The following is a 25049-nucleotide window of genomic DNA, read 5'->3' as shown; positions in this document are numbered from 1 at the left end:
GCGCATTTTGGACAAAGTCATGAAAACGACCCTTGAAACGACGGCAAATCCCTTGCCGGAAGAACTCACCTTTCTCGCCGAACGGCTGACGGCGTTCAATGACAGTGATGTCGGCGCTTCCGAAAGGAAGGCCCTGGCTGTGTTCGTGCGCGGCGAGGATGGCGCGGTCGTCGCCGGCATCTCAGGCTACACGGCCTGGGGTTGGCTTTACGTGCAGTGGCTGTGGGTCGATGAAAGGTTGCGCGGCCAGCAGATGGCCGGCAACATGCTGGCCGCAGCCGAACAGGAAGCGGTGGCGCGCGGCTGTCGGAATGCCTGGATCGACACCTTCAATCCGAACGCCGCCAAGGTCTATCAGCGCCAGGGCTATCAGCCCTTCGGAACGCTTGCCGATTTCCCTGTCGGCCGCAGCCGAATCTTCCTGCGGAAGAACCTGTCGCCGGCTTGATCAGCCGGCAAGTTTTCCGCCGCGCATCGGTTGCGGTGCGCCGGTCGTGCTGGGGAAGCTGATCGGCAGGCCCCGCAGCACGCGAACCGCGAGGAAGGCAAAACACTCCGCCTCCACCGCGTCGCCGCTCCAGCCGAGGGTCTCGGCCTGCACCACCTCGACGCCGGCGCGGCTGGCGAGCATCGCCATCATCGTCGGGTTGTGGCGGCCACCGCCGCTGACCACAAGTTTTTCCGGCCGGCGTGGCAAAAGGTCGAGCGCCTTGCCGACGGCGGCGGCGGTGAAGGCGGTCAAAAGGGCTGCGCCATCCTCTGCGTTCAGGCCGTCCGCCATGGCGGCGCCGAAGTCGAAACGATCCAACGATTTGGGATAGGGCTTGGTGAGATAAGGATGCTGCAACAGTTTGGCGAGCCGTGCCTCGTCGACCGTTCCCGCACGGCCGAGCGCGCCGTCGCGGTCCATTTCTCCCAGTCCCTTCGATTTGATGAAGTCGTTCAGCGGGGCGTTGGCCGGTCCGGTGTCGAAGGCGACGACATTGTCGGCGCCATCCCACCATGTGACGTTGGCGACGCCGCCAAGGTTGAGCACCGCCATGTCGCCGCTGGCGCCGGCATTGCGCATCAGCGCGGCGTGGTAGGCGGCCGACAGCGGCGCGCCTTGCCCGCCGGCGCGCATGTCGGCCGAGCGGAAGTCGTAGGCGACCTTGGTGCCGAGGATGGCGTGCATCAACTCGCCGTCGCCGAGTTGCCGGGTCTGGCCGAGCCGTCCAACCTGCGGCGCGCGATGCAGCACGGTCTGGCCATGAAACCCGACGACGCCGATGTCGGCCATCGTCATCCCATAGCCTTCGACCAGTTCCTTGACTGCCGCCGACTGGGCACGCGTCAGCGCCTCTTCCGCCTTGCGAAAGATCGCCGGCTCCGGCCCGGTGAAATTCCAGGCTCTTGCCTCCGTCAGCGTCTCTTCCAGCAGAGAGCGGATCGACGGGGGATAGGGCATCAGCCGATAGGTGCCGAAATCGTCGATGCGCTCGCCATCGGTCTTGATCAGCGCGACGTCGATATTGCCGTCAAGCACGGTGCCGGTCATCAGGCCGACGGCCCAGATTGGTTCCATGGTCACTTCCCTAATAGTCCCCGTTAACAAGGTCGCCGACCGCCTGCCGAAGCGAAACGATGCCGCTGTCGAAATGACGTGTCGGATGGATCCGGTTGGTGAGCAAGGTCCAGGCCTTGCCTCTGTCGAAGTCGATCCACAGTCCCGTGCCTGTAAAGCCGGTGTGGCCGATGGTTCGCGGGCTGCACAACGCCCCGCCGGACCAGCCCTCATAGGGGCGCTCCCAGCCATGGGTGCGGGTGGCGGACAAGGGCGTTCGCATCAGCGCGATCGAACGCTCGGACGCGCCGGTGCCATCCAATAGCCCTTGCGCGAAATCGAGGACAGAAGCGGCTGTTCCAAACAGGCCGGCATGTCCCGCACCTTGCAGCGCCGAGCAATTGTCGTCGTGGACCTCGCCGGACAGCACGCGATGGCGCCAGGTGCAGTCCTCGGTCGCGGCGGCAGCATCCGGTCCGGCGGAAAAAGCAAAGCCGGGGCCGGGATCCATGTCCCTGATGGACTTTCGCGACAGCCGCTCCAGCGCAAAGCCGAGTAGAATGAAGTTGATGTCGGAATAGACCGGGTCGCGGGCGCGCCATTCGCGCTGCAGGATGAAGGCGCGCAGCAGTTCGGGGTCGCGCCCATAGGTGTAGATTGGCTCGACAGCCGGAAACGGCGTCTGGTGGCCGAGACACTGGCGGAAGGTCACTTTGCGCTCCCAGGCCTCTGCGTCATACTGGCGAAGGTCCGGCAGGACCGAGATCAGCGGCGCATCGAGATCGATGGCACCGTCTTCCGCCAGCGCCAGGATGCGCGGCGTGGTGAAGATCACCTTGGTCAGGGACGCCAGGTCGAACCAGGTTTGGTCCTGCATGGGTCGCGGCTTCGGCACCAATTGCGCGGAGCCGACCGATCTGACGACGCGTTCGCCATTTTTATCGACAATGCCGAGCACGCCGCCGGGAATGCGCTTGGCGGCCACTGCGGCTTTCAGCGGTGCGAACGCGCGATCGAAGAGCTGGGCGAGGGCGCTCAATGCCAGGCTCCACGCGAAAGTTGGCGATCCTTCGCGCCCCCCTCTGTCCGGCAGGGCAGAGGGGGGTGCTGTCCGGCAGACCCTGAATATTTCCGGGCACAATCCATCACGCCTCCGCCCTCGCTCGATGATCAGGCCCAAACTGCTCCCATCTCGCCGGCGCCGGCTCAAACCCCTGCGGGCGCACCAGCGAGGGAACCTGGCGCGTGTCGAGTTCGAAATGTTCGTGGCGCCGGTCGATGGTCGGAACGGCGGCGATGAGCTTCTTCGTGTAGGAATGCTTCGGCTTCGACAGCACCGAGGTCGCGTCGCCGATCTCGACGATCTGGCCGGCATAGATGACGGCGATCCGGTGGGCGATCCGCTCGACGACAGCCATGTCGTGCGAGATGAACAGATAGGCGAGGCCAAACTCGCGCTGCAGGTCGACCAGCAGTTCCAGCACCTTGGCCTGGACCGAGACGTCGAGCGCGGACACCGCCTCATCCAGAACAACAACGGACGGGTTGAGCATCAGTGCGCGGGCGATGCACAGCCTTTGCCGCTGACCGCCTGAGAATTCGTGCGGATAGCGCTCCAGGCTGTTCTTTGGCAGGCCGACGCGCTCCAGCAGGCTCACCATCCTGGCCCGCGTTTCAGCCTTCACCCGGCCGCCGGTGGCGATCACCGGCTCGGCCAGAATGCTCTCGATGCTGAGCCTTGGATTGAGCGAGGCATAGGGATTCTGGAACACCATCTGCACGGGCAGGGCGCTCTGCTCGGCCGAAGCCTTTCGGACGCCGACCGAGAAGCTGCCGCGCGTCGACCGCACCAGCCCCAGCACGGCGCGCGCGGTGGTCGATTTGCCCGAACCGCTCTCGCCGACGATGGCCAGCGTCTCGCCGGGCATCAGGTCGAAATCGACGCCATCGACGGCATGCACCGCGCCCGTGGCGCGGCTGAAGAAGCTGCTTTTGAGGGGGAACCGCACCACGAGGCCGTCGACCTTCAAGGCCGGTTCAGTGCTTGCGCCTTTATCACGCCGTCCGTCCGAACGCGTCGCGCTGCCATTGGCGAAATGCGGCACGGCGTGCAGCAGGTGCTGCGTATAGGGATGCTGCGGATTGTCGAGGATCTGGTTCAGCTCGCCTTGCTCCACGGCCTGCCCGTTCTGCATCACCATCACCTTGTCGGCGATGCCGGCAACCAGGCCGATGTCATGGGTGATGAAGATCATCGACATGCCGGTTTCCCGCTTCAGCTCGGCGAGCAGCGCCATGATCTGCGCCTGCACCGTCACGTCGAGTGCCGTCGTCGGTTCGTCGGCGATGAGCAGGCGCGGGTTGGAGGCCAGCGCAATGGCGATCATCACCCTTTGCAGCATGCCGCCGGACAGCTGGTTGGGCGTGTATTTTAGCCGCCGTGCCGCATCGGGAATGCGCACGCGGTCGAGCGCATCCCTGGCCGCCGCCGTGGCTTGCCGCCCGGTGAGGCCCCGGTGCAGCTGGAACGATTCCTCGATCTGCCGGCCGATGGTCAGCACCGGATTGAGCGAGGTCATCGGCTCCTGGAAGATCATGCCGATCTCGGCACCGCGAATGCCGGTCAGTTGCAGTTCGGTCGCGGTCATCAGGTCGAAGACGGTGCCGTCAGCCCGCTTCAGCTTCATGGCGCCGCCGGTGATGCGGCCGCCGCCAAAGTCGATAAGGCGGTTGATCGACAATGCGGTAACGGATTTGCCCGAGCCGCTCTCGCCGACAATGGCCAGCGTCTCGCCGTCGGCGAGGTCGAAGCTGACGCCGCGCACCACCTCATTGGTTTGCGGATTGCGGCCGAAGCCGACGCGCAGGTCCGAAACGGACAGCAGCGGGATCATGCCGGCGCCCTCCGCATCTTCGGGTCGAGGATGTCGCGCAAGGCGTCGCCGAGCAGGTTGAAACCGAGGATGCTGATCATGATCGCCAGACCCGGGAAGATCATCAGCCAGGGCGCGGTCTCCATCAGATTGCGGCTGTCGCTCAGCATCAGGCCGAGCGAGGCGGCGGGCGGCTGCGTGCCGAGCCCCAGAAAGCTCAAGCCCGCTTCCGTCAGCAGCGCCCAGGCCAGCGCCAGCGTCACCTGAACGGTCAATGGCGCCACCAGGTTGAGCAGCAAATGCCGCGTGACGATGTAGCTCGAACTGCTGCCGAAGGTGCGTGCGGCGTCAACGAATTCGCGCGCCTTGAGGGACAAAGCAGGGCCGCGCACCACGCGGGTGAAGATCGGCGTGTAGACGATGCCGATGGCAACGACACTGGTCCATGTGCCCGGCCCGGCAACGGTGACGATGAGCAGCGCCAAAAGAATTGCCGGGAAGGCCAGCAGCACGTCCATGATCCGCATCACAATGCCGTCCCAGCGGCGGCCGAGCCAGGCTGCGGCGAGCCCCAGCACGGTGCCGGCAAGCGTCGCGAAGGCGACCGAGAAGAAGGCAACCGTGAAGGATTGTCCGACGCCCGCCATCAGCCGGCTGGCCACGTCGCGGCCGAAAAGGTCGGTGCCCATCCAGTAGGCGCCGTCGGGCGCATGCAGCCGGTCGACCCGGTATTGCGTGATGGGATTGTGCGGCGTCAGCCCCAGCATGCCGAGGATGGCGACCAACAGATAGACGCCGACGATGATGCCGCCGATGCGGCCGCTGCCGTGGCCGAAGATGGCGCGCAGGATGCGCATCACGGCTCTCCCAGCCGGATGCGCGGATCGAGCGCGACATAGGCGAGGTCGACCAGAAGATTGACGATCATGAAGTTGAAGGCGATGAACAGCACGCTGCCTTGCACCAGCGCGTAATCGCGCTGCAGGATTGCATCGAGCACCATGCGCCCAAGTCCGGGCAACGCATAGATCTGCTCGACAATGACGGCGCCGCCCAGGAGATAACCGAACTCGATGCCGCTCAGCGTGACGACGGGGATCAGCGCATTGGGCAGTGCGTGCCGCCAGATGACGCTGCGTGCCGAGGCGCCTTTGCTGCGGGCCGTCCTGACATAGTCGTCGCTCAACACGTCGAGCATCGCCGAGCGCGATATGCGGGTGACCGAGGCGGCGAAGGCAAAGCCGAGCGTGATGGCCGGCAGGATCAGCTGGCTGAGGTTGCGCAAGGGATCCTGCCAGAGCGGCGCGAACTCGCCCATCGCCGGCAGCACGCCGAAGCCGGCCGACAGCGTGTAGATGATCAGCAAGCCAAGCACGAAGCTCGGCGTCGACTGGCCGATCATGGCGGCGATGCGCACCCCGAGATCCGATAGTTTCTCATTGTGCGTGGCGGCAAAGATCCCCGCCGGCATGCCGACGGCGAGCACGATGATCATCGACAGCACAGCCAGTTCGAGCGTCAGCGGGAAGCGCTCGAGGATGACGTCGAGCACCGGCCTGCCATAGGTGACCGAGATGCCGAGATTGCCGTGCAGAATGCCGCCTATCCCGCGCCAGTACTGGACGAACCAGGGCTGGTCGATGCCGAAATAGGCGGCGAGCGAGTCACGCTGCGCCGGGGTCAGCAGGCCGGCTTCGGTGCCCAGCATCGCCATGATCGAATCGCCTGGCACCAACCGGATCGCAACGAAGACCAGGATGGACACGCCAAGCAGGACGAGAGGAAACGTCGCCAGTCGTCGCATCAGATAGTTCACGCGAAGAGTACCTCTCGTCCAATGCCGGCGGCGGCTACTGCTGGATCGTCACCTTGCTCAGGGAAAACAGCGTGCCCGTCGGCGTCGGCACGAACCCGGCTATGTTCTTCTGCTGGGCCGTATAGCTGTACGATGTGTAGAGCCAGATCCACGGCGACATCTCGGCGAGGTGTTTTTCGAACTCGGCGAAGATCGCCTTGCGCGCCGCCGGATCGGTCTCGGCGCGGCCCTTCTGCATCTGGCTGTCGAGCGTGTCGTCGATGTAGTTGGCCACCTTCTGCAAATTGCCTGATTTGGTCCAGTAGCGGTTGTACATGGTGTACGGGTCGGCACGGCCGCCGTTGAGCGCGATCGCCATGTCGAAATCACCCTTCAGCCAGGCGTCGACATAGACGTTAAGCTCCATCATCTTGATGTCGAGCTTGACGCCGATTTCAGCCAGCTGCGACTGGATGACCTGGGCTTCCGCCGCCGCCGTCGGTGGCTCGCCGGTGGCGCCGATCACCGTCGCTGAAAAGCCGTCGGCATAGCCGGCCTCGGACATCAGCTTCTTGGCCTTTTCGACGTCGCGCTTGTAGCAGAACAGCTGGCTGGGGTCGGTCGCGAGTGCGGGGATGGTCAGCGGTCCGGTGACCTTGCCTTCGCCGAGCGAAGCGGTGTCCAGCACCTCTTGCCGGTCGATGGCGCAGGAGATGGCCTGGCGCACCTTGAGCTCCGTCATCGGCTTGCGCGACGGATTGAGCTGCAGCACGTGATAGGTGAGCACCGGCACCCGGTTCAGTTGCAGGCTGGCCTCCTTCGGCACCAGCGTGGCGACCAGCGGGTCGTTGAGCAGCGCGAAATCGATCTGCTTGGTGCGCATGGCGGCCAGGATTGCGGCTTCGTCGGGAAGCACGCTGATCTCGATGCCGTCGACACCGGTCGCGCCGCCGGCCCAATCCTTGTTGGCGCTGAGCACTTCCTTGGCATTGGGGTCCCATTTGTCGAGCTTGAACGGGCCCGAGCCGACCGCCTTGGTGCCGATCGAGCCGGCCTTGATCTCGCTTGCCGGAACGATGGCCGCGTTGACGTCGCTCATCGCCGTCAGGATCGGCACGTCGGGTTGCGACAGATGGAAGACGACAGTGGCCGCATCCGGCGTGTCGATGCTGGCGATCGACAGGAAATTGGCGCGGGCGGCCGCGCCCGTCTTCTCGTCGAGGATACGCTCGAACGACGCCTTGACGTCGGCCGGGGTCACAGCCGTGCCGTCCTGGAACTTGGCCTTGGGATCGAGCTTGAAGGTCAGCTCCTTGCCGTCCTTGGAGAATTCCCAGGAGGTGGCGATGGCGGGAATGATCTGCAGGCTGGCGTCGACCCGCACCAGCGGCTCATAGATCAACTCCAGCAGCCGCAGCGACGAAAAGGCCGTCTGCTTGTGCGGGTCGAGCCCGGTGGCGTCCTGCGACCAGGCCATATGCAGCGTTGCTGCATTCGCCTGCGTTGAAACCGCGGCTACGCCGAGCATCGCCGCCAACATGATGCCCGACAGCAGCTTTCTTGTGAGGTGAACCATTCTCGTCTCCCATTATGATTGAACTCGATGCCTTGCAGTTTCTGCGGACCGCTTCCAAGACACACATGCTTTGGAGTATCGGCCCAGTCTATGCGGCTTCACGCCGTCTTGTCCTATGCGGGTTCATCCCGTTTTGTCTTATGCTGCTTTGCCGTCATGTCCATGCGGCTCATGCCGTCGTGTCGCTGATCGCTTTTCGCAGGAATCCCCCGGCCTTGCCGAGAGCCGCACGCGCCTCCTCGACGCCCATGCCGGTGATCGTCACCAGGATCGCCAGCTTCACATCATTGCCGGTCTGGGCGAGCGCGCGCTTGGCCTGCTGCGCCGCGCAACCGGTGGTCTGCATGACGATCCTGGTCGCCCTGGCGACCAGCTTCTTGTTGGACGGGTTAAGGTCGACCATCAGGTTCTGGTAGCTCTTGCCCATGCGGATCATGCTGGCGGTGGTCAGCATGTTGAGCACCAGTTTTTGCGCGGTTCCCGACTTCAGCCGGGTCGAGCCGGTGAGCACTTCCGGGCCGACAACCGGCGAGATGGCAATGTCGGCGATGCCGGCAATGGTTGAGGCCGGATTGCAGGACAGCGCGACCGTCGTTGCGCCCACCTGCTTGGCATAGTTCAATCCGCCGATGACATAGGGCGTGCGTCCGCTGACGGCGATGCAGACCACCACGTCGTCTGATGTGAGCCCCATCTCCTGCAATGCCTTGGCGCCCATTTTGGGATCGTCCTCGGCGCCCTCCGTCGATCGCACCAGGGCGTCAGGACCGCCGGCGATCAGGCCGACGACCATGCCTTCGGGCACGCCGAAAGTGGGCGGACACTCCGAAGCGTCGAGAACGCCAAGCCGGCCGCTGGTGCCGGCGCCCATGTAGATCAGGCGTGCGCCTTTTTGGAAGGCAAGCACGATACGGTCCACTGCGGCGGCGATTTCCGGGACGACCTTTTCGACCGCCGCCGGGACAGCCTTGTCTTCATCGTTGATCTTGCGCAGCACGTCGATGGTCGGCAGCAGGTCGATGTCCATCGTCCTCGGGTTGCGGCCCTCGGAAATCAGCCGGTCCAGCTCGGACATCAACCCTTGTTCGGTCATCCCAGTGCTTTCAAATCATGCTGCACGGCCGGCGTCGAGCGTAGCTCCTTGACCGGCACCTGCGCACACGGACGATGGGTCCGTTGTCGCTACCTGTTTTCTTTCGTTAACTTTTTAGAATTGAATATTCGCATCGTCAACAGGAATGTGGAATATATTATTCCTATCGGACAGAGCGCTATCGCCCGCCGCAGGACCGCTTGGCGAGGATGATCGCGCCTGAGACGGCGTCGCCATCAGCGGGCTTCAGGCGGCGCCGGACATCGGGGGAGAGCCATGGCTCGAGCGGGCTGGAGAGACCGCCCAGCAAGGTCACGCGCGGCGCGCCTTGTTCGAACAGCACCCGCACCAGCGTGTCGATCTGCTCGGCCGCACTTTGCACGATGCGCCGGCCGACCGGATCGCCCTGGTCGGCGTGGCGCATCACCATCGGCGCCAGCGCCGCATAGTCCGTGGCGCTGGCGCGGTCCATCCAGGCAACCGCTTCCATAGGGTCGCCCTCGAAGCGCCGCATCACCTCGGCCAGCAGCGCCGACCGCTCGTGCCGGCCGTCATGGGCGCGCAACGCCAGTTGCACGGCTTTCAGCCCAAGATCGGCGCCGCTGCCTTCATCTGAGATCGGAAAACCGTAACCGCCGACACGCAGGTCGCGGCCGTCGACAAAGCCGAGGCCGATCGAGCCCGTGCCGGCAATGACGATGGCGCCGTCCTGACCGGAATGCGCGCCAAGGCAGGCCCCGACGCCATCACTGACGAAATCGATGCTGGCAAAGGGATGCACGATCGCCCGCAACGCCTCCAGCGCGCCCTTGCGGCCGATGCCGGCAAGGCCAATGCCGGCGCGAATTCTGGCTGTTTCGGCTGGTCCGAAGCCTGTCTCTTCGATCGCCGCGCCAAAAGCTTTCGCAATCGAGGCCCAGGCCGCATCGATGCCGAGCCGCGTTGTCGCCGGGCCCGACAGGCCCTGTCCCAGCACATTTCCCTGGGCGTCCTCGATGCGGGCGCGACATCCGGTCCCGCCGCCGTCGACGCCGAGAAAATAATCCGCGCCGCTGTTCATGCGCTCAGCCGCTCGATGTCGGCGCCGCACAGGCGCAGCTTGCGGTCCAGTTGTTCATAGCCGCGGTCGAGGTGATAGACCCGGTTGATGGTCGTCTCGCCCTCGCACACCAATGCCGCCAGCACCAGCGACACCGATGCACGCAGGTCGGTGGCCATCACCGGTGCGCCATGCAGCATCGCGCCACCACGCACCAGCGCAGTGGTGCCCTGCAGCTTGATGTTGGCGCCGAGCCGCATCAGTTCGGGAACATGCATGAAGCGGTTCTCGAAGATCGTTTCACGCAGCAGAGACGCACCCTCGGCGCAACACATCAGCGCCATGAACTGCGCCTGGAGATCGGTCGGAAACCCCGGATAGGGTTCCGTCGTGACGTCGACAGCCTTCAACGGCCGGTCGCGTGACACGATGAGCCCGCGGTCGCCCGGCCAGACGCTGACACCGGTTGCCTCCAGCAATTGCACCACCGAGGCCATATGCTCGAGCCGGGCATGCGTCAGTTCCAACTGGCCGCCTGTGATGGCAGCGGCGATGGCATAGGTGCCGGCCTCGATCCGGTCCGGGATGATGTCGTGCCTGGCAGCATGCCAGTCTGTGCCGCCGGCAATCAGGATGCGGTGCGTGCCGGCACCCTCGATGCGCGCGCCCATGGCGTTGAGGCAAGCGGCGAGGTCCGCCACTTCGGGTTCGCGCGCCGCGTTGAGGATCTCGGTTTCGCCCCTTGCCGTGGTCGCCGCCATCATCGCGGTCTCCGTTGCCCCGACCGATGGCGAGCTCAAGACGATGCGCGTGCCGGTCAGCCCGTTCGGCACTGATGCGACGATCGAGCCATTTTCGATGGCGATCCTGGCGCCCAGTGCCGCGAGTGCCGCGACATGCATGTCGACCGGCCGCGCGCCGATCGCACAGCCGCCTGGCAGCGAAACCCGTGCATGGCCGAACCGGGCCAGCAGCGGCGCCAGCACGAGCACCGTCGCCCGCATCTTTCGCACCGTGTCGTAGGACGTCTCCTTGGAAACGGCGGCACTGGTGTCGATCGTCGCGGCATGGGCCGACCGCGTCACTTCGGCGCCGTGCAACCGCACCACGCCGAGCATGTTTTCGACATCGGTGACATCAGGCAGGTTGGTCAGTTCGAGCGGGTAGGGGCTAAGCAGGGCCGCCGCGATCTGCGGCAGGGCGGCGTTCTTGGCGCCGGATATGGTGACCGCGCCTTCCAGTCTTTGTCCGCCGACGATCCGCAATCTGTCCATGCGCCGAAAACCTTGTGCGAGGAGCCGGGCCGCCGCCGTCTCGCTCCGGAGTCCTGCTCCGAATCCTAGATTGGCTTGGGTCCAGGTCGAGAATTAATTGTGCATTCTTGGCTGTCAATCAGAATTGGAATATTTTATTCCTATCTTGACGCGCCGTCAGTGGGATCGACTGTGCGGCTTGCCGGCCTGAAAAGCGCGAGGGAATCCCGTGTCCGTTCTGAACAGGATCAATGCAAAGCTCGACGGCATGGCGCCTGGCGATCGTGAGATCGGCCGGTACATCGTCGACAATCCCGACCAGATGCTGCGTCTGTCGACGGCCGCACTCGCGGCCGAGATCGGACGCAGCCAGTCGAGTGTCGTCAAGTTCAGCCAGAAGCTTGGCTATGCCAGCTACCAGGAGCTCAAGCTCGCCGTCAGCGAGGCCAAGGCGCAGGAATGGCAGGTACCGGCCGGCGTGATCCACGGTTCGATCGAGGTTGGCGACAGCTACCAGGTCATTCTGAAAAAGCTGATCGGCAGCAAGCTTCTGTCGATACAGCGGACCGTCGCCGCCAACAGCGAGCGGATCATCTCCAGGACGCTGGAACTGCTCGATGGCGCGCGCCGCATCCATCTGGTCGGTGTCGGCGCTTCCTCGCTGGTGGCGCGCGATTTCTCCTACAAGCTGATGAAGCTCGGCCGCAATGTCCTGCATGACAGCGACAGCCACATCCAGATGGCCAATGTCTCGACGCTCGGGCCGGGTGACGTGCTGTTTGCACTCTCCTATTCCGGCGCCAGCATCGAAACCTTGCGCATCGCCGAGCTTGCCAGCAAGCGCGGCACGACAGTGATCGCCGTCACCGGCCTGCACGACAATCCGCTGAGCCGGGTCGCCGACATCTGTCTCTACACCATCGCCGACGAGGAGCGTGCGCGCTCGTCCTCGATCACCGCGCGCGACGCGCAGCTGACGCTGACCGACCTTTTGTTCATCCTGCTGGTGCAAAAGCAGCCCGACGCCAACGAGTATGTCCATAACAGCGAAGTGGCGGTCTCGGTCCTGAAGGCCGAGCGGTCTTCGTAGTTTCCTCAGGACGGAGGGGCAGTCCCGCCGTCATCTTGAATTGAGCCTACCTCTCCCACGACCTGCCAGAGGCTTGCACGTGCGGCTTTTGGTATCCACATCCACGTGACACCAAAATCGCAGCAAGGCTTTTCTTGCCTCTTGTCGCCGGAGGCGCGACGTTGCGAACCACAGGAGGAAAAAATCATGACATCCGATGTGGCCGTCATTGCAGGCGCGGGCGCTGGCCTGAGCGCCTCGCTTGCGCGTCTTCTCACGAGAGAGGGCTTCCGTGTGGTTCTGGCCGCCCGCAACGTCGAGAAGCTGCGCGCCCTGGTCGACGAGACCGGCGCACTGGCCGTCGAGACGGACGTCGCCGATCCAGCCTCCGTCGCAAATTTGTTCGACACCGCCGACAAGGCCGGTCCGCTTGCGCTTGCGGTGTTCAACGCCAGCGGGCGCACGCGCGGCCCGATCGCCGATCTCGATCCCGATGCGGTCAGGCAGGCGCTGCTGGTCGGTGCTTACGGCGGCTTCCTGGTCGGCCAGCAGGCGGCGCGGCGGCTGCTGGCGCGGGGCTCGGGATCGATCCTGTTCACCGGTGCCACCGCCAGCCTCAAGGGGTTTTCCGGCTCGGCCGGCTTTGCCATGCCGAAATTCGGCCTGCGCGGACTGGCGCAATCCATGGCCCGCGAGCTTGCGCCCAAAAACATCCATATCGCGCATTTCATCATTGACGGTCAGATCGAGCCGCCCGGACAGGCAGCCGATCCCGACAGGCCGGACCACCGCCTGTCGCCAGACGCGATCGCCGAGGCCTATCTCGCGGTCCATCGTCAGCACCGGAGCGCTTGGAGCTTCGAAGTCGAGCTCAGGCCGTGGGTCGAGGCGTTCTGACAATCCAACTGATTGCCCAAGTAGGAAGTAACGAACCTATTCGCTACTCCTCATATAATAGGAAATCCGCATATTTCGCGACGCTACGTTACACGTCGTACGCTGCTTGCGGCCGGAAGCCGCGGGTTGCTGATCTCGCAAGCTTGGGCGGTTAGCACTCCGGGACAGCAGGCGGAGAACGCCCCAAAGCCTATCGCGAGCGGCAATGCGTTGCGCATCGTCGGGGTCGATGCTGCCATAGTTCATGCCGCCGACAATCTGGTCGACCACGATGCCCTTTAGGGCAGTCGAACCTAAACGCTTTCCAGATAGGTCTCGATCTCGAAGTCGCTGACATTGAGGGCGAACGTGTTCAACTCCTGGCGTTTGCAGGCGATGAAAGAGTCGCGCAGGATCGTCGGAAAGATTTCGGCCACATGTGTCCCGCTTTCAAAGGCGGCAATCGCGGAGGCCCAGTCCGGCGGCAGCTTGGCCGGCACAAGCCCTTGCCCATCGCTCCTGGTCGGATCGCCAGGCGACATCTGTCTTTCGATGCCGATCAGTGCTGCGCCCAATATTGCGGCAAGCACAAGATAGGGATTGGCATCCGCTCCCGAAACGCGATGCTCGATGCGACGCGCGCCGGTCGAGCCGCCGGGAATGCGGATCGCGACCATGCGGTTCTCGTAGCCCCAGGCCACGGCGGTCGGCGCATAGGACCTCGGACGCAACCTGCGGTATGAATTGAAGTGCGGTGCGAACACCAGCGTGCTCTCGGCCATCGCCGCGAGAAGGCCGCCGACCGCATGGCGCATGATTTCCGAGCCTTGATCCGTGCCGTCGTCGAACACGTTGCGCCCCTCGGCGTCGATCAGGCTGAAGTGGACGTGAAAGCCGTTGCCGGCGCGGTCACCATAGGGCTTCGCCATGAAGCAGGCGGCGAAACCGTGCTTGCGGGCGATGCCCTTCACCGTGCGCTTGAACAACACGGCATCGTCAGCCGCCCGCAGAGCGTCGGCGACGTGGTTCAGATTGATCTCGAACTGGCCGACGCCATTTTCGGCAATGGCTGTGTCGACGGGAATGCCTTGCGTTCTGCAGGCTTCGTAGACGTCGTGGATGAAGGATTCGAAGTCGTCGATCTCATCGATCGACAGGGCGGCGTCGGAATCGAGCCGGCGCCCGGTGACCGGTGAGACCGGCCCGACCGGCCGCTGCGATTGCGGATCGACCAGATAGAATTCGAGTTCCGTCGCCGCGACCGGGGTCAAACCCAAGGCCTTGTAGCGATCGAGAATACGGGCCAGCGCCCGCCGTGGATCGCCGAGATAGGGCGCGCCGGTTTCGTCGGCGAGCCAGAGTGGGACAAGCGCCGTCGGATGCGCCGTCCAGGCCACCGGGAGAATGCCGCGCCCTGTCCATTGGCAAAGTCCGTCGGCGTCGCCTGTCGAGAAAACCAGCGTGTTGCCTTCGATGTCTTCGCCCCAGATGTCGAGCCCGATCAGGGAATAAGGCATGCGCAGCTTGCCTTCGAGCGCCTTGCGCGCCTGCTCGACCGGGATGCGCTTGCCGCGCATGACACCGTTGAGGTCGCACACAGCCGCCCTCAGGCTCTGGATGTCGTTCCTGCTTTCAAGCCAGTTCAAAACGTCCGCAATTGCATCGCTCAATTTCTAACCCCTGGTTTTTGAAGGTGCCGCAGCCTGATCGGCCGCACTGTCCCTGGTAAAAATAGCTCGTGAGTTTTTGAAAACAAAACCCGGCCGTCGCCAGGCGTTTTCTTTATTTTTTCAAGTCACTAGCCGGGATGTCGGGAGGCATTTCAAAACCAATTGCGCGATCTGCGATCGCAACATAGAGGCAAGGGGATGGAAAGCCAAGTGGCATTTGCACGGCCGCGGCTCAGCCAAGATGGCTTGCACGGTCGCCTCGGTCGAAAACGATCTATGCGGGCAATAATGTGCTAGTCTCGCGCGCTATTCAACGGATCGCGGGTGGTGGCAATGTTGGAAACGGACAAGGTGTTCGCGAGCTCGATTCCGGAAAACTACGACCGCTATATGGTGCCGTTGATTTTCGAGCCGTTCGCCGCGGATCTTGCACAACGAGCAGCGTCCTTGTCGCCACGTGCCGTTTTGGAAATCGCCGCGGGCACCGGGGTTGTCACCCGCGCATTGGCGCCAAAACTGTCCCCCGGCGCAAGCTATGTCGTAACCGACCTCAACCAGCCGATGCTCGATTACGCCGCTTCGCGACAAGCTCCCGACAGTCGCATCAAATGGCGCCAGGCGGACGCTTTGGCGCTACCGTTTGAAGATGCGGCCTTCGACCTCGTTTGTTGTCAGTTCGGCGCGATGTTCTTTCCCGACCGCTCATCTGGCTACCGCGAGGCAAAGCGGGTCCTGAAGCCCGGAGGCCATTTTTTATTCAACGTGTGGGATCGCATCGAAGAGAATGTATTTGCCTATGATGTGACGAATGCTCTCGCAAGGATTTTTCCGAACGATCCGCCGCGCTTTTTGGCACGCACGCCACACGGCTACCACGATACGGCACTGATCCGCAGCGAGCTGGAGGGCGCAGGCTTCTCCCGTGTGTTGATCGAGACGAGAGCCGAACAAAGCCGTGCATCCTCGCCGCGCATCCCGGCCGTTGCCTATTGTCAGGGAACTCCGCTTCGCAACGAAATCGAGGCCAAAGGCGCGGGAAAACTCGAAACTGCAACCGACTATGCCGCCGCCGCGATTGCAGACAGACATGGCCGCGGCGAGGTTGCTGCCAAAATTCAGGCCCACGTAATCGTGGCTGTGGTCTAATGCATGTCGCCCAAAAGTGGCCCCGGTTTTGGGAGAACGACATGCATAAAAACAAAGACCTAAAGCGCGTCGCATGGGTCCGTTCAAACGCGACGCGCTTTAGCGGACATGAACCGAATTTATGAGTACGCGCCCTGGTTTCTCGGTTCCGGAAATCTGGCCTGCTGAAGGATATGCGTGGCGCCTTCGTCGATGTCACGAACGATGGCCGCACGCGCACGCTCGCCGTCCTGGGCCTCGATCGCCGCGACAATTTCCTCGTGATAGTCGATGTCGAGAATGGAGGCGAGATCGTCCTCGAATCCCATGGCCAGGTTCCTCAGAAAAGGGCCGACCTGCATCCATACGGTCTCGATCAGGAAGATCATCTGCTCGTTGCCGCAATGGCGATAAATCGAGAATTTGAAGTCGTGGTTCTTCCGCAGATAGTCGTCGATATCGCCCTTGCGGGCCGCCAAAGTCAGGTCGGTGCAGTGGCGTCGGATCGTCCGCAGATTGTTGCCGTTGATGAGCTTTGTCGCAAATTCAGTCGCCGAGCCTTCGAGGATCGTCCGCACGGCGGTCAACTGCGAAAACCGTTCGGCCGAGATGACAGGCACTTCCACGCTGCCGTTCGGCATCGGCTCAGCGCCCGCAGCGCCTGCAGTCGCATGAAGGCGCTGCGCACCGGCATGTCGCTGGTGCCGAGTTCCTTGGCGAGCTTGCGCGAGGTCAGCTTCTGGCCAGGCAAGAACTGGCCGGACATCAAGGCTCTGACGAGCTCCAGATAGACCTTCTCATGCAAGGGGACGGTGTCGACGGCGGTCAACCCGAATTGTGTTTTGTCGGCCATTGGCGCGGGCGCTACTTCATTCGTTCTGAAATCTACCCTGACGACATTCGCCGTAGATAATCTTGGTTGGCCGAACGCGGCAGGAACGCCGAAGTCAGCGATTTATCAAGCACATGATAGCCGCTTCGATCATTGCGCGGCAAGCCGTGTTGGCAAAGCCGGCCCCTGGCGGCCCCGGCGGCCGGCGTCTGTGCCACGGTGTGCAAAACCGTCATCACAAATCTTGACCTTGCGCGCACTTGCACCTCTGGCCGCTCTCTGGCTTTTTAAGGTACCCATCCGAACGGACTGATTCGCGTCATGCCGCTCGATTGCAATCTCCCCAAGGCAGTCGCGGATGGATCGTGAAGTGCGCGCAATTGGCGAAGGAGAAGCAGGCATGGCCGAGTTCAAGAAGCCCGAAATCTCCGAGATGAGACCCAAGATCACCGTCATCGGCGTCGGTGGCGGCGGTGGCAACGCCGTCAACAACATGATCGCGGAGCAGCTTCAGGGAACCGAGTTCATTGCCGCCAACACAGACGCGCAGGCGCTGACCATGTCTAAGGCAACGCGACTGATCCAGCTTGGCGCGCATGTCACCGAAGGATTGGGCGCCGGATCGCTTCCCGAGATCGGCCGCGCCGCGGCCGAGGAATCGCTCGACGAGATCATGGATCATCTGGCCGGCACGCATATGTGTTTCGTCACCGCCGGAATGGGCGGCGGCACGGGAACCGGCGCTGCTCCGATCATTGCCCAGGCGGCGCGCAAGGCCGGCATCCTGACGGTGGGCGTCGTCACCAAGCCTTTCGCCTTCGAGGGCAGGCGCCGCATGCAGATGGCCGAAGAGGGCATCGAGCGGCTGCGCGAGAGCGCCGACACGGTGATCGTCATCCCGAACCAGAACCTGTTCCGGATCGCCGATGCCAAGACCACCTTTGCCGATGCGTTCGTCATCGCCGACCGGGTGCTCTATTCCGGCGTCAGCTGCATCACCGATCTGATCGTCAAGGAAGGCCTGATCAATCTCGACTTCGCCGATGTAAAATCGGTGATGCGCGACATGGGCCGCGCCATGATGGGAACCGGCGAGGCGTCCGGCGAGGGCCGGGCGATGAAGGCGGCGGAAGCCGCAATCGCAAACCCGTTGCTCGACGAAGTGTCGATGAAGGGCGCCAAGGGTGTCCTGGTCTCGATATCGGGCGGCAGGGACATGACCCTGTTCGAGGTCGACGAGGCAGCCACCCGCATCCGCGAAGAGGTCTATGAGGACGCCGACATCATCGTCGGCGCCATCTTCGACAAGAGCATGGAAGGCCGCTTCAGGGTCTCCGTGGTGGCGACGGGGCTCGATCGTTCGTTTGGGGCCGAGGATGCCGATGCCGGCATCGCCCGGGCCCATGTTGGCCAGCCGCCAGCGCGGACGCTTCAGTAGACTTATTCGATCCGGATTGACCGAGCCCGGGATTGCCGGGTGGGCTGCTTGTTCAGCCATGAACAGGCTCGCCGCATGGTGACCGCCTGCAACTCCATCGCGCCTTAGCTGAAGCTGCTTCTCACGGACGGCAGGTTCTCTTTGATAAGCTTCCAACTGAAATTTAGAACGTTTGCATTTTTACGAAAGTCGATTACAAACGTTTCAAATTCGTTCGAGGGAGGAACGATGACGACCCGCGTCATCACACTCAAGGAGCTTGCGGCGAGCCTCGACCTGTCGATCACGACGGTGTCGCGGGCGCTTGCCGGCCACGAACAGATCGCCCTCAAGACGCGCGAACGTGTTGCGCAGGCGGCGCGTCAGGCCGGCTATGTGCCCAACACAGCGGCACGCACGCTCGTTTCCGGCCGCAGTGGTTTCGTCGGCCTGGTGTTGCCGATCCGCGGGCCAAACCTTGTCGACTCCTTCCTTGGCGAGTTCGTCACCGGGCTTGGCGAAGGACTGGTGTCGCACGGAGCCGACCTGATCCTGGCCACCGCGGCTTTTGGCCATTCGGAACTGTCGGTGCTGCGCCATGTTGTGGAATCCGGACGCGCCGATGGCGTCGTCGTCACGCGTATCGCCGAAGTCGACGAGCGCCTTGCCTATCTGCGCGAGCGTGGCTTTCCGTTTGTTGCCCACGGCCGATTGCTCGACAGCGACTTTGGCTACAACTGGCTCGACACCGACGGCGCGCACGCCTTCGGCGAGGCGTTCGACATGCTCTATGACCTCGGCCACCGCCATTTCGGCCTGGTGACGATTTCCGAGCCGATGACCTTCCGGCATCTCAGACAAGACGGCCTCGCCGCGGCTATTGCCCGTCGCGGCGATCCGTCGGTGCGGCTCGATGTGATGACGGCGCCGCGCTTCGATCATGAAGCCCGCATCCAGGCCGTCAACCGGATGCTAAAGGGGCCTGACAGGCCGACGGCCATCGTCGCTCTGTTCGATGAATTGGCGCTGACGGTGATGGAGGAGGCCGTTCGCGCGGGTCTCGACGTGCCGCGCGACCTCTCCGTCATCGGCTTCGACAACATCGCCGCGTCGGCCTACGCGCCGCCGGGCCTGACCACGTTCGATGCTTCGATCCGCCAATGCGCGCGCGAGATCGCCGACATGCTGCTCACAGTCATTGCCGACAAGCCTGCCGCACCGCTGACGCGGCTGATCCGGCCGACGCTGGTTGCGCGCGCAAGCCATGGACCCGCACCGCAGACAAGAAGCTGACGCCGCCTGACGGCGCATATCCAGGGAGGAAGACCATGATGAAAGCGTTGAAGACACTCGCCGGCGCCGCGCTGGCGTTATCGATCGCCTCAGGCGGCGCGCAGGCCCAGCAGGTGCTGTTCTGGTCGACGCAGGCGCGCCCGGTCGAGGAAACCCAGAAGATGCGCGACGAGGTGCTGAAGGGTTTTGCCGGCGCAGTCGACTATCAGGTCGCCGAGACCGGCCCCTGGCTCACCCGCCTGCAGGCCGAACTGCAGGCGGGCACCGGCACCATCGGCGTGCTCGGTGGCCTGCATGGCGACTTCTCCAGTACCGGCGCGGACCTTGTCGATCTGTCCGGCGTCGATGTTGGCACTGTCAAAGTCAACGAGGCCTACAAGAAGCTTGGCATGCTCGGCACTGGCGAGCAGAAATACCTGCCGTGGATGCAGGCCACCTACCTGATGGCGGCCAACAAGCAGGCGCTGCAATACCTGCCGCAAGGCGTCGATCTCAACACCATCACCTATGACCAGCTGATCGAATGGTCGAAAAACATCGCCGAGAAGACCGGTTCGCCAAAGTTCGGTTTTCCGGCCGGTCCCAAGGGGCTGAAGCATCGCTTCTTCGAGGGCTTCCTTTATCCGTCCTACACCGGCTCGATGGTGACCAAATTCCGCTCGGCCGAGGCCGAGACAGCCTGGAACAAGTTCAAGGAATTGTGGCAGTACACCAATCCGAACTCGACCAACTATGCCTTCATGCAGGAACCGCTTTTGAGCGGCGATGTCTGGGTGGCGTTCGACCATGTCGCGCGTCTGGCCGACGCCTTCAACAAGAAGCCCGACGAGTTCGTCGCCTTCCCGGCGCCGGCCGGTCCTGCCGGTCGCGGCTTCATGCCTGTCGTGGCCGGGGTCGCCATCCCGAAGACGTCGCCGGACATGGACAAGGCCAAGGCGCTGGTCGCCTATATGCTGAAGCCGGAAACCCAGATCGCGACGCTCAAGGCGACCAATTTCTTCCCGGTCGTCGACGTCAAATTGCCTGACGACATGCCGGCCTCGGTCAAGGCCTTCGGCCCGGCGATCGCCATCATGACCGGAGCTTCCGATGCGCTGCCGGCGTTGCTGCCGATGGGGCTCGGCGATCTCGATGGCAAGTTCAACCAGATCTACACCGACAGCTTCGAGCGCATCGTTCTCGGCGGTGAAGACGTGCATGGCGTGCTCGGCGAAGAAGCGACGGCGCTCAAGGCGATCATCGACCAGGCGAAGGCGCCATGCTGGGCACCCGACAAGCCGTCTGACGGCGCTTGCCCGGTCGATTAGACCATGATCCCGAACCGAAGGACCGCGTCAGCGAAAAGTGGAAACCGGTTTTCGGAAAAGATCATGGTCAAACAAAAGTAGGAATCCTCCCGAGGGGGCGTCCGGAGTTTGTTGCACTCCGGGCGCCCGACCGTGCCACCGCAAAGGACACCACCATGCACGGCAAGGCTCTGCCCTATCTGCTGCTGATGCCGGCGACGCTGTTCCTCTGCATCTTCTTCCTCTACCCGTTCGCGCTTGTCGCCTTCGAGGCGGTGACCCGCGATGGCGCCTTCACGCTCGACAATTTCCGCAGCATGGCCGGCAGCTGGAAATTCCCGGTCACCGTCCGCAACACGCTGCTGCTTGCGGCCATCGTCGTGCCGATCCAACTGGTCATGGCGTTGCTGATGGCGAGCGTGGTGTCGCGGCTGGAAACCGGGCGCAGTGCCGCCCTCTATGTCTTTGCCATTCCGCTCGGCATTTCCGACCTTGCCGCCGGGCTGATCTGGCTCGCCATCTTCGACCAGTCGGGTTTCCTCAACACGTTGCTTTCCAGCCTGGGCGTCGTCGACAAGCCGATCATGTTCCTCGGTTACCAGAGCAAGCTGACCATCTTCATCGCCGTGGCGCTGGCCGAGATCTGGCGGGCCACCGCAATCATGATGGTCATCCTCGTCGCCGGCATGGGCCTCATCCCGAAGGAGTATTACGAGGCAGCGGAAGTGTTCGGGGCAAGCCCATGGCAGCGCTTCCTTCGCATCACGCTGCCATTGCTGCGCCCCAGCCTGCAGACGGCGATCATCCTGCGCGTCATCCTCGCCTTCGAGGTCTTCGCCGTCGTCGCAGCCCTTGGCGGCACCAATTTGCCGGTGCTGATGGGCGAAACCTACAACTGGCAATTCACGCTGCAGGATCGCAATGTCGCCGCCGCTTCGGCGCTGCTCATCCTCGCCATCTCGATCGGCTTCACGTTGTTCTTCTTCAGGGTGCTGCGCGTGCCCAAAGAGGCACGGATATGAGCGCCGTCAGCGAAGCACCGGCTGCCGCGACCGCCGATGCGCGCAAGGCCGGCGACTGGCTGCTGATCGCCACCGCAATCCTGCTTTGCGTCTGGGTGCTGCTGCCGATCTATCTCCTGATCGTTAACGCGCTGTCGTCGCCGGATGAGGTCACCGCCTTTCCCAAGCGCTTCTTCCCACCCTTTGATTTTGGCAGCCTGTCCTTCTTCATCAATTTCGCCGGTGTCGCCAGGGCGCTGTGGAACTCGGTCCTGGTTGCCACCTTAACGATGGTCCTCGCCATCGGCTTCGGCGCGCCGGCCGGTTACGCGCTGTCGCGCTTCGACTTTCCGGGCAAGGGAACCTTCCGCTTCCTGGTGCTGATGACGCGCGCCTTTCCGCTGCCGCTGCTGGCATTGCCGCTGGCGGTGATGTTCATCCGCACCGGCCTCGACGACACCGCCATCGGGTTGGCGCTGGTTCACACCACGCTGGCACTGCCTTTCGCCGTGCTGATCACCTTCTCGCTGTTCTCGGGCATTCCGGTCGAGCTTGAGGAGGCGGCGTGGACGCTCGGCTGCACGCGCTGGCAGGCCTTTCGCAAGGTCATCCTGCCGCTGGCGTTGCCCGGCATCGCGGCCTCGGCAGTGTTTGCCTTCACCATCTCCTGGAACGAGGTGTTCGCCGCCGCCGTGCTGACCATCGAAAACCGCACGCTGACCGCCTTCCTTTTGCAGAGCCTCGGCGAATCACCGCTCTATCTCAAATTCGCCGGCGGTGCGGCGCTCGTCGTGCCGGCGCTGATCTTCATCTTCGCCGTTCGAAAATATCTGTTCGCCATGTGGGGGATCGCCAACCGATGACGCACGACACGGAGACAAGTCATGGCTGAGATCGCAATCAAGGGCGTGGCCAAACGCTTCGGCGGCTTCACCGCGCTGCATCAGGTCGACTTAACCATCGCCGACCAGCAATTCATGGTGCTGCTCGGCGCTTCGGGCTGCGGCAAGACCACGCTGCTCCGCATCGTCGCCGGGCTGGAGACGCCGAGCCAGGGCGAGGTCTGGATCGGCGGTCGCCGCGTCGACCATCTGCCGCCGCGCGACCGCGGCATCGCCATGGTGTTCCAGAACTATGCCGTCTTCCCGCATCTGACCGTGTTCGAGAACATCGCCTTCGGCCTGCGCATGAAGAAATTGCCGCAGGCCGACGTCGAGCGCCGCGTCACCCGCACCGCCGAACTCATGCATATCGAGCAATTGCTGAAGCGCTATTCCGGCCAGCTGTCCGGCGGCCAACGCCAGCGCGTTGCCGTCGCCCGGGCGCTCGCCATGGAGCCCGACGTCATCCTGATGGACGAGCCGCTGTCGAACCTCGACGCGCTTCTGCGGCTGGAAATGCGCGCCGAACTCAAGGGCGTGCTCGCCGCCTCCAAGACCACCACCATCTATGTCACCCACGACCAGGTCGAGGCGATGAGCCTGGCCGACCGCATCGCCGTCATGCATCAGGGCCGCATCGTCCAGGCCGCGTCGCCGGTCGAGGTCTACCGCAATCCGGCCGCGCGCTTCGTCGGCTCCTTCATCGGCAATCCGCCGATGAATTTCCTGCCCGCGACGAAGGCCGCGAACGACAGCTGGAGCGTTGCAGGGCTGACGCTGCCCGGCCCCAAATCAGACAGGCAGAAGCTCGAATTCGCCATCCGCCCGGAAGACGTCGATGCCGGCGGCGAGGGACTGCAGGCCACCGTGCGTGTCATCGAGCCGCTCGGACCACACACGCTGGTCACCTGCGATGTCGAGGGCGGCCTGTTCCGCGCCATCCTGGAATCGAATGCCAGCGTTCAGGTCGGCGATCACCTGCGCCTGGCGCCCAAACCCGACCGCATCCGCTGGTTCGATCCCGAAACCACAAATGCCCTTTGACATCGAAAGCCCACGAACATCCATGACTGCTTCCGCCACCAGTGACATCATCGCCCGCGCCGTCGAGGTGCTGAAAGAGAACGACCAGGGCGCCTACACCATCCCGACGAAGGGCCTTTATCCCTTTCAGTGGAACTGGGATTCCTGCCTGACCGCGCTCGGCCTTGCCCACTATGACGAGGCGCGCGCATGGACCGAGATCGAGACGCTGTTCGCACACCAGTGGCCGGACGGCATGGTGCCGCATATCGTCTTCCATGTCTGGAACGACGGCTATTTTCCCGGGCCGGAGGTGTGGCGGACCGGCCGCCCGACGGCCACCTCCGGCATCACCCAGCCGGCCGTCGCCGGCTTTGCCGTGCGCCGCCTGTTCGATCGTGCCAAGGACAAGAAGTCAGCCGCGGATCGCGCCCGTGCGCTGCTGCCGAAGATCGATGCCTGGCACCGCTGGTTCTACGAAAACCGCGACCCCGGAGGCGAGGGGCTGGTCGCCATCATCCACCCTTGGGAATCCGGCCGCGACAACTCGATCGACTGGGACGATGCCTTCGAGCGCGTGCCGACCGAGGGCGTCGAGCCCTACACGCGCCGCGACACCCTGCATGCCGATCCGGCGCATCGCCCGACACGAGAGCAGTATGACCGCTACATCTGGCTACTGCAGCATTTTCGCGGGCTTGGCTGGGACAATGCCAGGCTGCATGATGCCTCGCCCTTCCAGGTCGTCGATCCCGGCTTCAACGCCATCCTGATCCGCGCCGCGGCCGATCTTGCCGAGCTCGCGGAAGCGCTGGGCGAAACCGGAATTGCCGGCGCCAACCGTGCTCGCGCGCAAAAGGGCCTGGCGGCGATGGAGCGACTGTGGAGCGATGCGCAAGGCCAGTATCTCTGTCTCGACCGCGTCACCGGAAAACTGATCGACAGCGCCTCCGTTGGCGGCATCCTGCCAGCCTTCGCGGCCATCCCCGAAGCGCGCGCCGCGACGCTGGCCACCACTGTCGAGCGTCTTGCCGGCAAGGCGCGTTACGTCGTGCCGTCGCATGATCCCGACGATCCGCGTTTCGACGCCAAGCGCTACTGGCGCGGCCCGGTCTGGCTGGTGGTCAACTACATGATCGCCGACGGCCTCGCCGCCGCCGGCCACCACGACGCCGCGCGGCGCATCACGCAATCCAGCCTGGATTTGATCAGGGAAAGCGGCTTTGCCGAATATTATGACCCGCTCGCCGGCGACCCGCTCGGCGGCGGCCGCTTCACCTGGACGGCGGCGATGGTGATCGAATTTTTGCGCCACACGAGCTGAATACTTGCGGGCCGCTGTATCGGTCTCTATCCCTCTGCTGCTACAAGAATTCTTCACAAACGGCCATCTATACTGGCAAC

The 25049-nt window shown here is 63.6% G+C and carries 23 protein-coding genes; 11 read left to right on the top strand and 12 right to left on the bottom strand.

Features of this window, described 5'->3' with window-relative positions:
- Positions 1 to 19: 19 nt before the first annotated feature.
- Positions 20 to 448: a GNAT family N-acetyltransferase gene (locus ACFFNA_RS29065; protein ID WP_378923321.1), complete on the top strand. Its 429-nt coding sequence runs from the start codon at positions 20 to 22 to the stop codon at positions 446 to 448.
- Here ACFFNA_RS29065 and ACFFNA_RS29060 read toward each other — a convergent pair whose 3' ends face one another.
- From ACFFNA_RS29060 to murA, 9 genes are all read right to left on the bottom strand, one after another.
- Positions 449 to 1564 carry an anhydro-N-acetylmuramic acid kinase gene (locus ACFFNA_RS29060; RefSeq protein WP_378923320.1) on the bottom strand — a complete coding sequence of 372 codons (1116 nt, stop codon included), beginning with the start codon at positions 1562 to 1564 and terminating at the stop codon, positions 449 to 451.
- Positions 1565 to 1574: 10 nt separating this feature from the next.
- Entirely contained in the window at positions 1575 to 2582 is a 1008-nt protein-coding gene (locus ACFFNA_RS29055) for a serine hydrolase domain-containing protein (protein WP_378923319.1), read from the bottom strand.
- A 106-nt stretch (positions 2583 to 2688) separates the two neighbouring features.
- Complete coding sequence (locus ACFFNA_RS29050) at positions 2689 to 4437, bottom strand: ABC transporter ATP-binding protein (RefSeq protein ID WP_378923318.1); 1749 nt, start codon at positions 4435 to 4437, stop codon at positions 2689 to 2691.
- Positions 4434 to 5273 carry an ABC transporter permease gene (locus ACFFNA_RS29045; RefSeq protein WP_378923317.1) on the bottom strand — a complete coding sequence of 280 codons (840 nt, stop codon included), beginning with the start codon at positions 5271 to 5273 and terminating at the stop codon, positions 4434 to 4436. Before ACFFNA_RS29045 ends, ACFFNA_RS29050 begins: the two co-directional genes overlap by 4 nt.
- Positions 5273 to 6232 carry an ABC transporter permease gene (locus ACFFNA_RS29040; protein ID WP_378923316.1) on the bottom strand — a complete coding sequence of 320 codons (960 nt, stop codon included), beginning with the start codon at positions 6230 to 6232 and terminating at the stop codon, positions 5273 to 5275. Before ACFFNA_RS29040 ends, ACFFNA_RS29045 begins: the two co-directional genes overlap by 1 nt.
- Positions 6233 to 6266: 34 nt before the next feature.
- Positions 6267 to 7787, bottom strand: a complete 1521-nt coding sequence (locus tag ACFFNA_RS29035; RefSeq protein WP_378923315.1) for an ABC transporter substrate-binding protein — start codon at positions 7785 to 7787, stop codon at positions 6267 to 6269.
- A 169-nt stretch (positions 7788 to 7956) separates the two neighbouring features.
- A complete protein-coding gene (gene murQ, locus ACFFNA_RS29030; protein ID WP_378923314.1) occupies positions 7957 to 8880 on the bottom strand; it encodes an N-acetylmuramic acid 6-phosphate etherase in 924 nt (307 codons plus the stop codon).
- 178 nt (positions 8881 to 9058) lie between these two features.
- Entirely contained in the window at positions 9059 to 9940 is an 882-nt protein-coding gene (locus tag ACFFNA_RS29025; RefSeq protein WP_378923313.1) for a glucosamine kinase nucleotide-binding domain-containing protein, read from the bottom strand.
- The gene (gene murA, locus ACFFNA_RS29020; RefSeq protein WP_378923312.1) at positions 9937 to 11193 is read right to left on the bottom strand and encodes a UDP-N-acetylglucosamine 1-carboxyvinyltransferase; all 1257 of its coding nucleotides are present in this window, start codon (positions 11191 to 11193) and stop codon (positions 9937 to 9939) included. Before murA ends, ACFFNA_RS29025 begins: the two co-directional genes overlap by 4 nt.
- Positions 11194 to 11401: 208 nt before the next feature.
- Here murA and ACFFNA_RS29015 point away from each other — a divergent pair, with 208 nt between their 5' ends.
- Positions 11402 to 12262 (top strand): MurR/RpiR family transcriptional regulator, encoded by an 861-nt coding sequence (locus tag ACFFNA_RS29015; protein ID WP_378923311.1) that lies wholly within the window; start codon positions 11402 to 11404, stop codon positions 12260 to 12262.
- A 186-nt stretch (positions 12263 to 12448) separates the two neighbouring features.
- The gene (locus tag ACFFNA_RS29010) at positions 12449 to 13138 is read left to right on the top strand and encodes an SDR family NAD(P)-dependent oxidoreductase (protein WP_378923310.1); all 690 of its coding nucleotides are present in this window, start codon (positions 12449 to 12451) and stop codon (positions 13136 to 13138) included.
- A gap of 293 nt (positions 13139 to 13431) precedes the next feature.
- On the opposite strand, the gene ACFFNA_RS29005 is transcribed toward ACFFNA_RS29010, so the two are convergent.
- Complete coding sequence (locus ACFFNA_RS29005) at positions 13432 to 14787, bottom strand: glutamine synthetase family protein (protein ID WP_378923309.1); 1356 nt, start codon at positions 14785 to 14787, stop codon at positions 13432 to 13434.
- A gap of 333 nt (positions 14788 to 15120) precedes the next feature.
- On the opposite strand from ACFFNA_RS29005, the gene ACFFNA_RS29000 reads away from it, so the two are divergent.
- On the top strand, positions 15121 to 15933 hold the full coding sequence (locus tag ACFFNA_RS29000) for a class I SAM-dependent methyltransferase (RefSeq protein WP_378923308.1): 813 nt from the start codon (positions 15121 to 15123) through the stop codon (positions 15931 to 15933).
- A gap of 119 nt (positions 15934 to 16052) precedes the next feature.
- Here the strand turns inward: ACFFNA_RS29000 and ACFFNA_RS28995 are convergent, their stop codons facing one another.
- Positions 16053 to 16553 carry a GntR family transcriptional regulator gene (locus ACFFNA_RS28995; protein ID WP_378923307.1) on the bottom strand — a complete coding sequence of 167 codons (501 nt, stop codon included), beginning with the start codon at positions 16551 to 16553 and terminating at the stop codon, positions 16053 to 16055.
- Positions 16496 to 16765, bottom strand: a complete 270-nt coding sequence (locus ACFFNA_RS28990; protein WP_378923306.1) for a GntR family transcriptional regulator — start codon at positions 16763 to 16765, stop codon at positions 16496 to 16498. Before ACFFNA_RS28990 ends, ACFFNA_RS28995 begins: the two co-directional genes overlap by 58 nt.
- 379 nt (positions 16766 to 17144) lie before the next feature.
- On the opposite strand from ACFFNA_RS28990, the gene ftsZ reads away from it, so the two are divergent.
- The 7 genes from ftsZ to ACFFNA_RS28955 all read left to right on the top strand — a co-directional run bounded on the left by ftsZ (position 17145) and on the right by ACFFNA_RS28955 (position 24969).
- A complete protein-coding gene (gene ftsZ, locus ACFFNA_RS28985; protein ID WP_111547204.1) occupies positions 17145 to 18182 on the top strand; it encodes a cell division protein FtsZ in 1038 nt (345 codons plus the stop codon).
- 228 nt (positions 18183 to 18410) lie between these two features.
- Complete coding sequence (locus ACFFNA_RS28980; protein ID WP_378923305.1) at positions 18411 to 19454, top strand: substrate-binding domain-containing protein; 1044 nt, start codon at positions 18411 to 18413, stop codon at positions 19452 to 19454.
- Positions 19455 to 19489: 35 nt separating this feature from the next.
- On the top strand, positions 19490 to 20761 hold the full coding sequence (locus ACFFNA_RS28975) for an ABC transporter substrate-binding protein (protein WP_378923304.1): 1272 nt from the start codon (positions 19490 to 19492) through the stop codon (positions 20759 to 20761).
- A gap of 155 nt (positions 20762 to 20916) precedes the next feature.
- Positions 20917 to 21762, top strand: a complete 846-nt coding sequence (locus ACFFNA_RS28970) for a carbohydrate ABC transporter permease (RefSeq protein ID WP_378923303.1) — start codon at positions 20917 to 20919, stop codon at positions 21760 to 21762.
- Positions 21759 to 22604 carry a carbohydrate ABC transporter permease gene (locus ACFFNA_RS28965; RefSeq protein WP_378923302.1) on the top strand — a complete coding sequence of 282 codons (846 nt, stop codon included), beginning with the start codon at positions 21759 to 21761 and terminating at the stop codon, positions 22602 to 22604. Before ACFFNA_RS28970 ends, ACFFNA_RS28965 begins: the two co-directional genes overlap by 4 nt.
- A gap of 21 nt (positions 22605 to 22625) precedes the next feature.
- The gene (locus ACFFNA_RS28960; protein ID WP_378923301.1) at positions 22626 to 23666 is read left to right on the top strand and encodes an ABC transporter ATP-binding protein; all 1041 of its coding nucleotides are present in this window, start codon (positions 22626 to 22628) and stop codon (positions 23664 to 23666) included.
- Between the two features lie 22 nt (positions 23667 to 23688).
- A complete protein-coding gene (locus tag ACFFNA_RS28955) occupies positions 23689 to 24969 on the top strand; it encodes an amylo-alpha-1,6-glucosidase (protein ID WP_378923300.1) in 1281 nt (426 codons plus the stop codon).
- Positions 24970 to 25049 lie beyond the last annotated feature (80 nt).

The organism is Mesorhizobium kowhaii, assembly GCF_042431665.1.
In the GTDB taxonomy this organism is placed as follows: Bacteria; Pseudomonadota; Alphaproteobacteria; order Rhizobiales; family Rhizobiaceae; genus Mesorhizobium; species Mesorhizobium kowhaii.
The sequence above is the reverse complement of the archived record's forward strand: the minus strand, read 5'-3'. Positions and strand labels throughout refer to the sequence as shown.

Coding starts and splice junctions, on each gene's coding strand:
- murA (WP_378923312.1), bottom strand. CDS start 11,193: ATGGACAGATTGCGGATCGTCGGCGGACAAAGACTGGAAGGCGCGGTC.
- ACFFNA_RS28990 (WP_378923306.1), bottom strand. CDS start 16,765: ATGGCCGACAAAACACAATTCGGGTTGACCGCCGTCGACACCGTCCCC.
- ACFFNA_RS29060 (WP_378923320.1), bottom strand. CDS start 1,564: ATGGAACCAATCTGGGCCGTCGGCCTGATGACCGGCACCGTGCTTGAC.
- ACFFNA_RS29025 (WP_378923313.1), bottom strand. CDS start 9,940: ATGAACAGCGGCGCGGATTATTTTCTCGGCGTCGACGGCGGCGGGACC.
- murQ (WP_378923314.1), bottom strand. CDS start 8,880: ATGACCGAACAAGGGTTGATGTCCGAGCTGGACCGGCTGATTTCCGAG.
- ACFFNA_RS28975 (WP_378923304.1), top strand. CDS start 19,490: ATGATGAAAGCGTTGAAGACACTCGCCGGCGCCGCGCTGGCGTTATCG.
- ACFFNA_RS28995 (WP_378923307.1), bottom strand. CDS start 16,553: ATGCCGAACGGCAGCGTGGAAGTGCCTGTCATCTCGGCCGAACGGTTT.
- ACFFNA_RS28955 (WP_378923300.1), top strand. CDS start 23,689: ATGACTGCTTCCGCCACCAGTGACATCATCGCCCGCGCCGTCGAGGTG.
- ACFFNA_RS29000 (WP_378923308.1), top strand. CDS start 15,121: ATGTTGGAAACGGACAAGGTGTTCGCGAGCTCGATTCCGGAAAACTAC.
- ACFFNA_RS28965 (WP_378923302.1), top strand. CDS start 21,759: ATGAGCGCCGTCAGCGAAGCACCGGCTGCCGCGACCGCCGATGCGCGC.
- ACFFNA_RS29045 (WP_378923317.1), bottom strand. CDS start 5,273: ATGCGCATCCTGCGCGCCATCTTCGGCCACGGCAGCGGCCGCATCGGC.
- ACFFNA_RS29050 (WP_378923318.1), bottom strand. CDS start 4,437: ATGATCCCGCTGCTGTCCGTTTCGGACCTGCGCGTCGGCTTCGGCCGC.
- ACFFNA_RS29010 (WP_378923310.1), top strand. CDS start 12,449: ATGACATCCGATGTGGCCGTCATTGCAGGCGCGGGCGCTGGCCTGAGC.
- ACFFNA_RS28980 (WP_378923305.1), top strand. CDS start 18,411: ATGACGACCCGCGTCATCACACTCAAGGAGCTTGCGGCGAGCCTCGAC.
- ACFFNA_RS29065 (WP_378923321.1), top strand. CDS start 20: ATGAAAACGACCCTTGAAACGACGGCAAATCCCTTGCCGGAAGAACTC.
- ACFFNA_RS29035 (WP_378923315.1), bottom strand. CDS start 7,787: ATGGTTCACCTCACAAGAAAGCTGCTGTCGGGCATCATGTTGGCGGCG.
- ACFFNA_RS28970 (WP_378923303.1), top strand. CDS start 20,917: ATGCACGGCAAGGCTCTGCCCTATCTGCTGCTGATGCCGGCGACGCTG.
- ftsZ (WP_111547204.1), top strand. CDS start 17,145: ATGGCCGAGTTCAAGAAGCCCGAAATCTCCGAGATGAGACCCAAGATC.
- ACFFNA_RS28960 (WP_378923301.1), top strand. CDS start 22,626: ATGGCTGAGATCGCAATCAAGGGCGTGGCCAAACGCTTCGGCGGCTTC.